Genomic DNA, 11,918 nt, shown 5'->3' with positions numbered 1-11,918 from the left:
GAAACGGTCTTCCGCAAGGATATGGCAATCGAGGCCCGAATGCTCTCGGGCCTGTCGGAGGAGGAGCAGCAGGCGCTGGAAGTCCTGCTCCGCAAGCTCGGCCGGACGATGGTTGCAGGATAGGGCCACGGGGCAGGGGGGCGAGCCGGCTCGGCCGAGGCGTGCGCAACGGGCACAAAAAAAAAGCGGCCTTCCCGAAGGAAGACCGCTCTTTTCAGTTTCGGTCAATGCCCCGAAGGGCTGTGACTTACTTCTTTTCTTCAGCCGGAGCGGCCGGAGCAGCAGCGGCGTCGGCCGGAGCAGCAGCGGTCGGAGCAGCGGCAGCGTCGGCCGGAGCAGCAGCTTCGGCACCAGCAGCAGCGGCGTCAGCACCAGCAGCAGCGGCTTCAGCGCCAGCAGCAGCGGCGTCGGCGCCTTCTTCAGCAACCGCTTCAGCGGCCGGAGCTTCGGTGGTGGCTTCTTCAGCAGCCTTTTCACCGCAAGCGGCGAGGGCGAACATGCTGGCAGCAACGGCGATAGCAGCAAACTTCTTCATGATGTGTGGGCTCCCTAAAATGCCTTTCGCGTCAGGGAAACTTTCCCGTTCCGCGAGCGGCGGGATTTAGCCGTTCCGCATGAATCGTCAACAAAAATAATTGAGATGGCCGGGGCGTACGGGATTCTGTCATTTCTCCGTCACAGTCAGGGAAGCTCGCTATCCGTGCTGTTCGCGAGAATCGCCAGAGTCGCTGTCCAAACCGTCACATTTTGCCGCAATTGCACGGGATCGATTTTGTCGAGCGTGTCGTCGGGCGTGTGGTGCAGGTCGAAATAGCGTGTGCCATCCTGCGCCAGATCGACAGCCGGAACGCCCGCCGCGATCAGCGCGCCGACGTCAGCGCCGCCATTGGCCGGCTGTTTGCCGCGGGTGACGCCGAAAGGCGCCACGGCGGCGGCAATCCGGTCGCCAAGCGCCTTCGCGCTGTCGGGCAGCTTGAAGTCGACGCGCCATACCCGGTCGGCGCCGAAATCGGACTCGAGCGCGACGGCGTGCTTTTCTTTCCCGTGCGCGTCGAAATAGGCCTTGCCGCCGAACACGCCGACTTCCTCGGCGCCCGCCCACAGGATGCGGATCGTCCGGCGTGGCTGGCCGGCGCTCATGACATGCTTCGCGGCCGCGGTGACGATGCCGCAGCCCGCCGCATCGTCGATCGCGCCGGTGCCGAGGTCCCAGCTGTCGAGATGACAGGCGATGATCACGGGGCTCGCGGCCGGATCGCTGCCCGGAACTTCGGCGATGACATTGCCCGAATGCTTCGTGCCGAGGTCTTGCGGGGTCAGCACCAGTTTCATGCGCAGCGGCGCCGGATCATAGCTTGCGGTGACGGCATTGGGCTTGACCTGCTGCGCACGCTTCCACTGACGCACCAACTGATCGGCGTCCGGATTGGATATCGCGCCGGCCGGGATCGGCTTCACGCCAGCGTCGAAGGTGGTGACGCCGGTGTGGGGGTTCCGGTGATCGTCGGTGCCGATCGAGCGGATCACGATTGCTGCCGCGCCTTTCCTGGCCGCGACGTTCGGGCCCGTAAAACGTCCGCGGCCATAATATCCATAGCCGCTACCGTCCTGCGTCGGCTCCATCTGGTTGTCGATAAAGACGATCCGGCCTTTCACGTCGGTATCGGGAGCGGCAACGAGCGCATCGAAGCTGGTGAAATAGGCGATGTCGCCGTCGAGTCCCTTGGCGCCCGTCGAGGCCGAATTGCCGAGCGCGGCGATCGCGAGCTTTTGCGGCTGGAACGGGCCGGTCAGCCAGGCCTCTTCCGCACCGCGAACCCAGACGGGCATATCGAACCGCTCTTCGCGGACATTGACGAAGCCCATCGACTGCAGCCGCTGGACGGCCCATCGGCGTGCCGCGGCTTCGGCGTCGGTGCCGGCCATGCGCGGACCGATCTCCGTCGTCAGGTCCTCGGTGATCGACCAGGCAGGATCCGGACCCTGCAGCGCGAGGCCGACCGCCGTTGGCGGCGGCGGAAGCGATGCCGATGCAGCGGGAGCAAGGAGCAGGGCGGCGATCCCGGCGAAGCGGGTGGGGGTGCGGGCGATTTTCATGTCGCCGTGGTAACGGTCCGCCTCGCGCGCGCAAGCGTCGATTGCCAAGCGGGCGCCCATTCGCTAACCGGCGCGCAACATCTCTCCCGGCCGCCCCGCGCGGCCCAGCCATAACCGGAGCATATCCATGGCCGCCCAGTATAGTTTCGTGATGAAGGGTCTGAACAAGACCTATCCCGGCGCGCAGAAGCCGACGCTCAAGGATCTGAGCCTGCAATTCTACCCCGATGCCAAGATCGGCATCGTCGGCCCGAACGGTACGGGCAAATCGACGCTGATGAAGATCATGGCGGGTATCGACACCGAATTCACCGGCGAAGCCTGGCCGGGCGAGGGGATCACCGTCGGCTATCTGGCGCAGGAGCCCGAACTCGACCCGACCAAGACCGTGAAGGAAAACGTCATGGACGGCGTCCGCGGCGTCGCCGACATGATGGAACGGTTCAACGAGATCAGCACGCTGATGGCCGATCCGCCCGCTGACGCCGATTTCGACGCGTTAATGGAGGAAATGGGCACGCTCCAGGAAAAGATCGACGCGGTCGACGGCTGGACGCTCGACAACCAGCTCGAAATTGCGATGGAAGCGCTCCGCTGCCCGCCGGGCGACTGGGGCGTCGAGAATCTGTCGGGCGGCGAACGCCGCCGCATCGCGCTGACGCGCCTGCTGCTCGAAAAGCCGTCGATCCTGCTGCTCGACGAACCGACAAACCATCTCGACGCCGAAAGCGTCGCTTGGCTCGAAAAGCATCTCGTCGACTATCCGGGCAACGTGATCCTCGTCACCCACGATCGCTATTTCCTCGACAATGTCGTGAACTGGATCCTCGAACTCGATCGCGGCCGCTATTTCGTCTACGAAGGCAATTATTCGACCTATCTCGAAAAAAAGGGCAAGCGCCTCGAACAGGAAGCGCGCGAGGATGCCGGTCGCCAGAAGGCGATCAAGGACGAGCTCGAATGGATCCGGCAGTCGCCCAAGGCGCGGCAGGCCAAGTCGAAGGCGCGTATCAAGAGCTTCGACCAGCTCGTCGAGGCGCAGGAAAAGCGCATCCCGGGCAAGGCACAGATCGTCATCCAGGTCCCCGAACGCCTCGGCGGCAAGGTGATCGAGGTCGAGGGCATCTCGAAAGCCTATGGCGACAAGCTGCTCTTCGAAGACCTGTCCTTCTCGCTCCCGCCCGGCGGCATCGTCGGCGTGATCGGTCCGAACGGCGCAGGTAAGTCGACCTTGTTCAAGCTGATCACGGGGCAGGAAACCCCGGACGCTGGCAAGGTCACGATCGGCGACACCGTCCGCCTCGGCTTCGTCGACCAGAGCCGCGACGACCTCAAGCCCGACAATAATGTCTGGCAGGAAATTTCGGGCGGTCACGAACTGATGAACATCGGCAAGCACGAGATGCAGACGCGCGCCTATGTCGGCGCCTTCAACTTCAAGGGCGTTGACCAGCAGAAGAAGGTCGGACAACTGTCGGGTGGCGAACGCAACCGCGTCCATATGGCCAAGATGCTGAAGCAGGGCGGCAACGTGCTGCTGCTCGACGAGCCGACCAACGATCTCGACACCGAAACGCTCGCCGCGCTCGAGGAAGCGCTCGAAAATTTCGCCGGCTGCGCCTTGGGCATCAGCCATGACCGCTTCTTCCTCGACCGCCTCGCGACGCATATCCTCGCGTTCGAGGGCGACAGCCATGTCGAATGGTTCGAAGGCAATTTCGAATCCTATGAAGAAGACAAGATCCGGCGCCTCGGCGACGATGCGACGCGCCCGCACGCGACGTCGTACAAGAAGCTGACGCGCTGATCCCGATGGCGGGGGAGGGCGCGCCGGCATCGTCGCCTGTATCGTCTGGCGCGATCCGCCTCGATGCGGACGCGCTCAACGCCTTCATGGCAGAAGCCTTCCCGCAGTCGGAGCCCGGCTCGCGCGGCCATGTGGTGTCGGCCGCGCCGGGGCATATCCGCGCGCGGCTCGATCCCACCGACAAGGCCCTGCGCCCCGGCGGGCTGATCTCCGGCCCGACGCAGATGGGTTTCGCAGACATGGCGGCCTATGCGCTCGTCCTCGCGCATATCGGACCCGTCGCGATGGCAGTGACCAGCGCGCTCAACTACCAGTTCCTGCGCCCCTGCCGTCCGGGGCCGCTGTTCGCCGACGCGTATATGCTGCGCCTCGGCAAGCGGCTTGCAGTGATGGATATCCGTATCTGGACCGACAACGCCGACAAGCCTGTGGGGCAGGCGAATGTGACCTACGCTATTCCGTGACGGGCGATAGGCGGCGTCCGGTAACGCCCGGAAGCTGCCGATAGGGATGTGCACCCCGGCGAAAGCCGGGGCCTAGAATTCTAACGCGAACTTAGCGTGTTACCGCATAGAGCCCCGGCTTTCGCCGGGGTGCACAAAGGGACAACTTCCGGCCCCAAGCCGCCATTTGCCAACACGGATTACGGCGCGGGGAGGGCGATATCTTCCGACGGCCGCAGCCCGTCCTTTTCGGGCTGAAGCAGGTCGAGCGCGAACAGAGTCGCGGCGTGGCGGATCGCAGCGCGGTCGGTCGATTCGAACTGGACGCGCTGGGTGAAATAATCGTCGGGATCCTGCCCGCGCAGCGCGCGCGCAAAGACGACCTGGCCCACGGGCTTCTTCTCCGACCCGCCGCCGGGACCGGCGATGCCGGTGATCGCGACCGCGACGTCGGCGTCGCTGTTTGCCAGCGCCCCTGCCGCCATCGCCCACGCGGTTGCAAGCGAGACTTCGCCGAAGGTTTCGAGAATTTCGCTGCTGACGTCGAGCTGGCTCTGCTTCGCGTGACCCGAATAGGTGACGAATCCGGCGCTGAACACGTCCGAACTGCCGGCGATATCGGTCAGCGCGGCCGACACCATGCCGCCGGTGCAGCTTTCGGCTACGGCTATTTTCCGCCCTGCGGCGCGATTGTTCGCAAGGACGCCGGTTGCAAGGTCGTCGCGCGCGGCAAGGCGCGTTTCAGCATCGGACGGCAAGGTTCAAATCTCCGGAAGTTGTAAGGTCGCTGCGGCCTGGGCAGCGATCCCCTCGCGGCGGCCGGTGAAACCCAGCCGCTCTGTCGTAGTCGCCTTTACACTAACCCGTTCAAGCGGAATCACAAGGATTTCGGCAATCCGTGCCCGCATCGCGGTACGATGCGGCCCGATCTTCGGCGCTTCGGCGATGATTGTCAGGTCGACATGATCGATGCGCCCTCCGCGCGCCGCCACCTTCCCGGCCGCAAAGCCGAGGAAGCGGTACGACGCGGCGCCGCGCCACTGCGGATCGCTCGGTGGGAAATGGTCGCCGATATCGCCGTCGCCGAGCGCACCGAGGATCGCATCGGTCAGTGCATGAAGTCCGACGTCGGCATCGCTATGCCCTTCAAGCCCATGACTATGCGCGATTTCTATCCCGCCGATCCAGAGCGGCTTATCGGGTACCAGGCGATGGACGTCGTACCCCATACCAACTGCGGTTCGCATCGTGCCAGTCCCCAGAAGCCCCGAGAGGATCATCATATCCTCGGCATATGTCAGTTTGTGAAGCCGCGGATCGCCGGGCACTGCAGCGACAGCCAGTCCCAGCCGGCGCACCAGCTGCGCGTCGTCGGTCGCGGCTGATTCCGCCGCTTCGGCATGCGCGCGGCGCAGGGTGCCGAGGCGGAAGGCTTGCGGCGTCTGGACACGGGCCAGTGCGCCGCGGTCGACGACTTCGCCGGCCAGATGCGCGCTTTGTTCAACGAGGGTGTCGGGGACGGGCAAGGTCGGGATCGCCGCCTCGGCATCCCCGAGCGCGGCGAGCAGGCGATCGATCACTTCGGCGGTAACGCCGGGTCGCGCCGCATCGTGAACAAGGACGAACGCTCCATCGTCCCAATCACGAAGCGCAGCGAGCGCGTTTGCGACCGATTGCTGCCGCTCTTCGCCGGGATCGGCAGAAAACCACGTGTCCGGAACGTCACCGAGCGCCGCCATGACGTCACCATTTGCGACCAGCACACCGCCACCGATCGCAGGGTGTGCGGAAAAGGCGTCGAGACTCCAGCGCAGGACGGGCTTGCCGCCAAGCATCGCGAGCTGCTTCGGAAGGTCGAAGCCCGCGCGCGTCCCCTGGCCGCCCGCGAGCAATATGACCGCGACGTGCGGCAAAACGGGAGGGGGGGACTCGGCCATGGTGCGCGCCGGTTAGCGCAGCCGCGTCTTGCGGGAAAGCGGCTTAACGTGTACGGGCTGCTCAAATTTTAGGCAATCAGACGAAAGCTCCCCGCCATGGCGCCGCTGCGGCCCATCCAGATCGGCAATATCACCATCGCGGATCCCGTGATCCTCGCGCCGATGACGGGCGTCACCGACCTGCCATTCCGCAAGCTCGTGCGCTATTATGGTTCGGGGCTCAACGTCACCGAGATGATCGCGAGCCAGGCTGCGATCCGCGAAACGCGCCAATCGATTCAAAAAGCGGCCTGGGACCCGGTCGAAGAACCGGTGTCGATGCAGCTCGTCGGCTGCACGCCTTATGAAATGGGGGAAGCGGCGAAGCTCAACGAAGATCGCGGCGCCTCGATCATCGACATCAACATGGGTTGCCCGGTACGCAAGGTCACCAATGGCGATGCCGGCTCGGCGCTGATGCGCGACCTCAAGCTCGCCGCGGCGCTGATCGATAGCTGCGTCAAGGCGGTGAAGGTGCCGGTGACGGTCAAGATGCGCATGGGCTGGTGCCACGACAGCCTCAACGCGCCCGAACTCGCGCATATCGCCGAGGATCTGGGCGCGAAGCTGGTGACGGTTCACGGCCGCACACGCAACCAGATGTATCGCGGCGAAGCCGACTGGCGCTTTGTCCGCTCGGTCAAGGATGCGGTGTCGATTCCGGTCATCGTCAACGGCGACATCTGTTCGGCCGCCGACGCACGGACCGCGCTCGAGCAAAGCGGCGCCGATGGCGTCATGATCGGCCGTGGTGCCTATGGCCGCCCGTGGCTGCTCGGGCAGGTGATGGCGGCGCTGCGCGGCGAAGCCGAACGCCCCGATCCCGGCATCGACGAGCAATATGACGTCATTACATCGCATTATCGCGCGATGATCGATCATTATGGCGAGATGACCGGCGTCAATATGGCGCGCAAGCACCTCGGCTGGTACGTCAAGGGCCTACATGGTTCGGCCGAGTTCCGCAACAAGGTCAATCAGATTCCCGACAGCAGGGGCGTGCTCGACGCGCTTGAAGCCTTTTACGGCCCACATCTGACCAAGGCCGCTGCGTGACTGCGTTGACGTCGAGCATTCCCCTGTTCGACCATGACGAGCTGATCCAATCGCATCCCGTTCCCACATTGCTGATCGACGGCGGCGGCATCGTGCTGTTCGTCAACGCCGCCGCCGAACAGCTCTGCAATGTCAGCCGGTCGGCGATGGTCGGACGCGTCGTCTATGACGTCATCAAGATGGATCGCAGCTATCGCCAGCGAATGAACGAAGCTGCGACGTCGGCGCTGTTCGCGCATCGCGCCGAAATCTCGGTCGGTGACCGCAAACCGGTCTTCGTCGACATGCAGATGGTTCCCTACGGCAACAGCGGGCACCGCATCCTTGCGCTCGTGCCCTCGCAAAGCGATTCCGAGCTGATGGGTGGCGCGATCGGCCGCTCGGGCCGCGCGGCGGGTGCGGCGGCATCGATGCTGGCGCACGAGATCAAGAATCCGCTCGCCGGTATCAAGGGCGCCGCGCAATTGCTTGCGCGCAAGACCGATGCCGGCGGCGAACGCTTCACGACACTGATTTGCGCCGAGGTCGACCGGATCGCGACGCTGATCGACCAGATGGAGCATTTCTCGCGCGGGCAGCCCATCGCTTGCGGCCCGATCAACCTCTACCAGCCGATCCATCAGGCGATGGAAACGGTGCGTGCGCGCCAGTTTCCGGGGGTCCGCTTCGCCGAAGATTTCGATCCCTCGCTGCCGCTCGTGCATGGAAACCATGACGCCATGGTGCAAATTCTGCTCAACCTCGTGACGAACGGCTGCGAAGCACTCGGCGGCCGCGACGACGGCGTCGTCCGGCTGACGACCGCGTATCGCCACGGCCTGTCGATCGACAATGGCGACGGGCGGGGGCGCATCGCGCTGCCGATCGAGGTCAGCGTCAGCGATAATGGTCCCGGCGTTCCCGCCGATATCCGCGGCGATCTGTTCGATCCGTTCGTAACGACGAAGCGCGAGGGAAGGGGGCTCGGCCTCGCGCTCGTCGCCAAGCTCGCGCGCGATATGGGCGGCACGGTCCAGCATATGCGCGACGGCGAATGGACGCGCTTTCGCGTCCACCTGCCTGTCGCGCAAAAAGGGCGATCGGCATGAGCGAAGGCAAGACGATCCTGCTGGTCGAGGACGATCCGGCGATCGCAATGATCATCCGCGAAACGCTGGTTGGCGAATGCGGGCACTTCGCCTCGGTCGCCAGCATCGCCGAGCGCAATGCCTGGCTTGCCGACAATCGTCCGCACCTCGTCATTACCGACGTCGTCCTGCCCGACGGCGACGGCATCAATTCGCTCCCCGGCGCCGGGGTCGATCCTGCGACGCCCGTGATCGTCTTGTCGGCGCAGAATACGCTCGACACCGCGGTGCGCGCGACGGGGATCGGCAGCTATGACTATCTGCCCAAGCCCTTCGACCTCGACGAATTGACCGCCAGCGTTCGCGCAGCGCTCGAGCGGCCGGCCGAACCGGCCGCCAGAGACACGTCGGCGCCCGCCGACAGTCACGGACTTGTCGGGCGCGCACCTGCGATGCAGGCAGTGTACCGTACGATCGCACGGCTCGCGTCGAACGATCTTGCGGTGCTGATCCTCGGCGAATCAGGGACCGGAAAGGAGGTCGTCGCGCGCGCGATCCACGCGACGGGGCTGCGACGCGCCGGGCCTTTCGTTGCGATCAACATGGCAGCGATCCCGCGCGAACTGATCGAGGCCGAGCTGTTCGGGCACGAAAAGGGCGCCTTCACCGGCGCGCACAGCCGCAACGCCGGGCGCTTCGAACAGGCAGCCGGCGGCACGCTGTTTCTCGACGAAATCGGCGACATGCCGCTCGAGGCGCAGACGCGCCTGCTGCGCGTGCTCCAGAGCAACGAATATTCGACCGTCGGCGGCAATCAGGCGCTGCGCGCCGATGTTCGCGTCATCGCCGCCACCCACCGCGACATGCGCACGCTCGTCGCCGATGGCCGGTTCCGCGAAGATCTTTTCTATCGTCTCAACGTCATCCCGGTAACCTTGCCGCCACTGCGCGACCGGCGCAGCGATATCGCGGCGCTCGTCCGCCATTTCGTCGAGGCGGGGCGCAGCTCGGGCCTTCCCGACCGGCAGTTCGCGCCCGAGGCGATGCAATGGCTCGAACGTTATGACTGGCCGGGCAACGTCCGCGAGTTGGGCAATGTTGTCCAGCGGCTCGCGGTGCTCTCACGCGATACCGTCGTTTCGGCGCGCGACGTCGAAACGGTGCTGCACCAAAGCGGCGAGAGCGGCGGCGCCATCGAACCTGCGGCGCTCATCGCCCGCGCAGTCGACGACTGGGCGCGCGAACAAATCGCCGATGCGACGGGCGAAGGCGACCTTCACGAACGGTTGGAAGCGATTGTCGAAGCGGCGCTTTTCCGACGTGTCCTGCGCGACGTCCGCGGTAACCAGCTCGAAGCCGCGCGACGGCTCGGCATCAACCGTAACACGCTGCGCAAACGGCTGGGGCAGCTGGATATCGATCCCACGCACCCCTGATCGACGACACCAGACCCGGAATTGGGGCGTTTGGGCGACACGCATGCAAATTGTGTGTTTTCTATGCAACAGGATTGTCGTAACGCGGCAACAATGACGCAATCGTCTTCCCTGGCTTTCGATATGGATTCGGACGGTCCGGAAGTGCGCTCGGGCTTCTGGCGTTTCGCTGCCCCGGAATATTACACGCTTGCCGTCATCGTCAGCATTGCCACCGCGACCTATATTTACGTGACGGGCGATGCCCAGAGCGAGCGATTGCTCACACCGGCACTGGTCGCGACGATCATGGTCGCCAACCTCGTGCCGGCCATGGCGCTGATCGTTCTGGTCGGGAGCAGGGTGGCGCGCGCGCGCGCAGTGCGGTCGATGGCGGGAGGCAGCGGCCGCCTCCACGTCCGGCTCGTCGCCCTTTTTTCGCTGATCGCGGCTGCGCCGACCTTGCTCGTCGTGATATTCGCCTCGCTGCTGTTCCAGTTCGGGGTCAATTTCTGGTATTCCGACCGCTCGCGCGGGATGTTCGAAAACGCAGCCAGCATGGCGCAGGCCTTTTACGAGGACAGCCAGAAGTCCGTCAGCGCGAACACGACGACGATGGCAAAGGATCTCGGCGATTATCTCGCGCGCTATCCGATCGACAGCGTGCCGTTCCAGAATGCCTATGGCCAGCAGGTCGTGCTCCGCGAACTGAATGAATCGGCGATCATCGAGATCGGTGCGGATGGCATCGCGCGTACCCCCGTGATGGTCGATCCCGACAATCGTGCGGCGGAGACGCGCATTTCGCCGGAGACCGTCGCGAGGCTGAACAAGGGTGAGAAGGTCGTCGTCCTGCAGAAATCGGACCGGATCGAAGCGGCGACCCGCCTTCCGGGGCGGCCGAATGCCTATGTCTATGCGTCGCGCGATGCGAACATTCTCGGGCTCGAACAATTCGATCGCGCACGCAGCGTGCTGGCGGACTATAATGCGCTGTTCGGGCGGTCGCAGCAACTTCAGCTCCAGTTCAACGGCGCGCTTTATCTGGGGTCGCTGCTCCTGCTCGCGCTGGCGGTCTTTGCGGCGATCGTCGTCGCCGACCGGATCGTTCGCCCGCTTGGAACGCTGATCGGTGCCACGCGATCGGCTGCCGGCGGCGACCTTTCGGTCCGGGTTACCCCGCCGGCCCGCGACGACGAAATTTCGGTGCTCACCCGCGCCTTCAACCGGATGACCGAGCAGCTGGAAGGGCAGACCGGCGCGCTGGTCAATGCCAACGAACAGCTCGAGGCGCGGCGCAGCTTTATCGAGGCGGTGCTCAGCGGCGTGTCGTCGGCGGTGGTGTCGGTCGATGCCGACCGCCGCATCCTCCTCGCCAATGCGGCGGCAGAGCGCCTCATCTGTCAGTCGGCGGATTGCCTCACCGGCCAGCCTCTGGACGATGTCGCGCCCGAGCTGGCGCGGCTGCTGACCGGCGACGAGCGCGAGGCGATCGTGCAGCTGTCGCGAAAGGATGCCGAACCCGCGACGCTCGCGGCCAAGGCGGTGGCGCAGGGCGACGGATTCGTCCTGAGCTTCGAGGATATTACCCAGCAGCTGCTCGATCAGCGGCGCGCCGCCTGGTCCGATGTCGCGCGGCGTATCGCGCACGAGATCAAGAATCCACTCACCCCGATCCAGCTTGCGGCCGAACGGCTTCAGCGGCGTTTCGGCGACAAGGTGGAAGGCGACGCCGCGACCTTCCGCAAGCTGACCGATACGGTGATCCGGCAGGTGCACGACATGCGGCGCATGGTCGACGAATTTTCGAGTTTCGCGCGGATGCCCAAGCCGACGTTCGGGGTCGAGGATGCGCGCGATATTCTGCGTCAGGCGGTATTCCTGTTCGAAGTGGCGAAGCCCGACATCGTTTTTACCGTCAAAACCCCCAGCGGGATCGAACCGCTCGTCTGCGACCGCAGGCTGTTGTCGCAGGCGATGACGAACATCGTCAAAAATGCGGTAGAAGCTATTGAAGAAAAGTCGAAAAATTCGGAAACGACGCCCATTGGACATAT

General features: G+C 64.7%; 10 protein-coding genes. 6 read left to right on the top strand and 4 right to left on the bottom strand.

From position 1 onward, the window contains the following. Window positions 1-247: 247 nt before the first annotated feature. The gene (locus VGD20_RS01090) at window positions 248-535 is read right to left on the bottom strand and encodes a hypothetical protein (protein WP_331132683.1); all 288 of its coding nucleotides are present in this window, start codon (window positions 533-535) and stop codon (window positions 248-250) included. Between the two features lie 146 nt (window positions 536-681). Then, complete coding sequence (locus VGD20_RS01085) at window positions 682-2,097, bottom strand: M28 family peptidase (protein WP_414714523.1); 1,416 nt, start codon at window positions 2,095-2,097, stop codon at window positions 682-684. Window positions 2,098-2,224: 127 nt separating this feature from the next. Here VGD20_RS01085 and ettA point away from each other — a divergent pair, with 127 nt between their 5' ends. Together ettA and VGD20_RS01075 are read left to right on the top strand one after the other, a co-directional pair. Continuing rightward, window positions 2,225-3,904: an energy-dependent translational throttle protein EttA gene (gene ettA, locus VGD20_RS01080; RefSeq protein ID WP_331132681.1), complete on the top strand. Its 1,680-nt coding sequence runs from the start codon at window positions 2,225-2,227 to the stop codon at window positions 3,902-3,904. Window positions 3,905-3,909: 5 nt separating this feature from the next. Next, a complete protein-coding gene (locus tag VGD20_RS01075) occupies window positions 3,910-4,368 on the top strand; it encodes a PaaI family thioesterase (protein WP_331132680.1) in 459 nt (152 codons plus the stop codon). A 179-nt stretch (window positions 4,369-4,547) separates the two neighbouring features. Here the strand turns inward: VGD20_RS01075 and VGD20_RS01070 are convergent, their stop codons facing one another. Continuing rightward, window positions 4,548-5,105 carry a CinA family protein gene (locus VGD20_RS01070; RefSeq protein WP_331132679.1) on the bottom strand — a complete coding sequence of 186 codons (558 nt, stop codon included), beginning with the start codon at window positions 5,103-5,105 and terminating at the stop codon, window positions 4,548-4,550. Between the two features lie 3 nt (window positions 5,106-5,108). Then, window positions 5,109-6,284, bottom strand: coding sequence for a bifunctional 2-C-methyl-D-erythritol 4-phosphate cytidylyltransferase/2-C-methyl-D-erythritol 2,4-cyclodiphosphate synthase (locus VGD20_RS01065; protein WP_331132678.1), 1,176 nt, complete (start codon window positions 6,282-6,284; stop codon window positions 5,109-5,111). Window positions 6,285-6,380: 96 nt separating this feature from the next. On the opposite strand from VGD20_RS01065, the gene dusB reads away from it, so the two are divergent. From dusB to VGD20_RS01045, 4 genes are all read left to right on the top strand, one after another. Continuing rightward, the gene (dusB, locus tag VGD20_RS01060; RefSeq protein WP_331132677.1) at window positions 6,381-7,379 is read left to right on the top strand and encodes a tRNA dihydrouridine synthase DusB; all 999 of its coding nucleotides are present in this window, start codon (window positions 6,381-6,383) and stop codon (window positions 7,377-7,379) included. Next, window positions 7,376-8,467 (top strand): two-component system sensor histidine kinase NtrB, encoded by a 1,092-nt coding sequence (locus VGD20_RS01055; RefSeq protein ID WP_331132676.1) that lies wholly within the window; start codon window positions 7,376-7,378, stop codon window positions 8,465-8,467. Before dusB ends, VGD20_RS01055 begins: the two co-directional genes overlap by 4 nt. Beyond that, window positions 8,464-9,882, top strand: a complete 1,419-nt coding sequence (locus VGD20_RS01050; protein ID WP_331132675.1) for a sigma-54 dependent transcriptional regulator — start codon at window positions 8,464-8,466, stop codon at window positions 9,880-9,882. Before VGD20_RS01055 ends, VGD20_RS01050 begins: the two co-directional genes overlap by 4 nt. Window positions 9,883-10,005: 123 nt before the next feature. Beyond that, window positions 10,006-11,918: sensor histidine kinase (locus VGD20_RS01045; RefSeq protein WP_331132674.1), on the top strand; the 1,913-nt coding region annotated here is incomplete at its 3' end.

The sequence above is a fragment of the Sphingopyxis sp. genome, from assembly GCF_036402335.1.
GTDB lineage: Bacteria > Pseudomonadota > Alphaproteobacteria > Sphingomonadales > Sphingomonadaceae > Sphingopyxis.
Note: the sequence above shows the minus strand (reverse complement) of the source record. Positions and strands in the feature narration are given on the sequence as shown.

What these genes read in the sequence shown, in the direction of transcription:
- dusB (WP_331132677.1), top strand. Translation starts at nt 6,381, where the DNA reads ATGGCGCCGCTGCGGCCCATCCAGATCGGCAATATCACCATCGCGGAT.
- ettA (WP_331132681.1), top strand. Translation starts at nt 2,225, where the DNA reads ATGGCCGCCCAGTATAGTTTCGTGATGAAGGGTCTGAACAAGACCTAT.
- VGD20_RS01090 (WP_331132683.1), bottom strand. Translation starts at nt 535, where the DNA reads ATGAAGAAGTTTGCTGCTATCGCCGTTGCTGCCAGCATGTTCGCCCTC.
- VGD20_RS01050 (WP_331132675.1), top strand. Translation starts at nt 8,464, where the DNA reads ATGAGCGAAGGCAAGACGATCCTGCTGGTCGAGGACGATCCGGCGATC.
- VGD20_RS01075 (WP_331132680.1), top strand. Translation starts at nt 3,910, where the DNA reads ATGGCGGGGGAGGGCGCGCCGGCATCGTCGCCTGTATCGTCTGGCGCG.
- VGD20_RS01065 (WP_331132678.1), bottom strand. Translation starts at nt 6,284, where the DNA reads ATGGCCGAGTCCCCCCCTCCCGTTTTGCCGCACGTCGCGGTCATATTG.
- VGD20_RS01085 (WP_414714523.1), bottom strand. Translation starts at nt 2,097, where the DNA reads ATGAAAATCGCCCGCACCCCCACCCGCTTCGCCGGGATCGCCGCCCTG.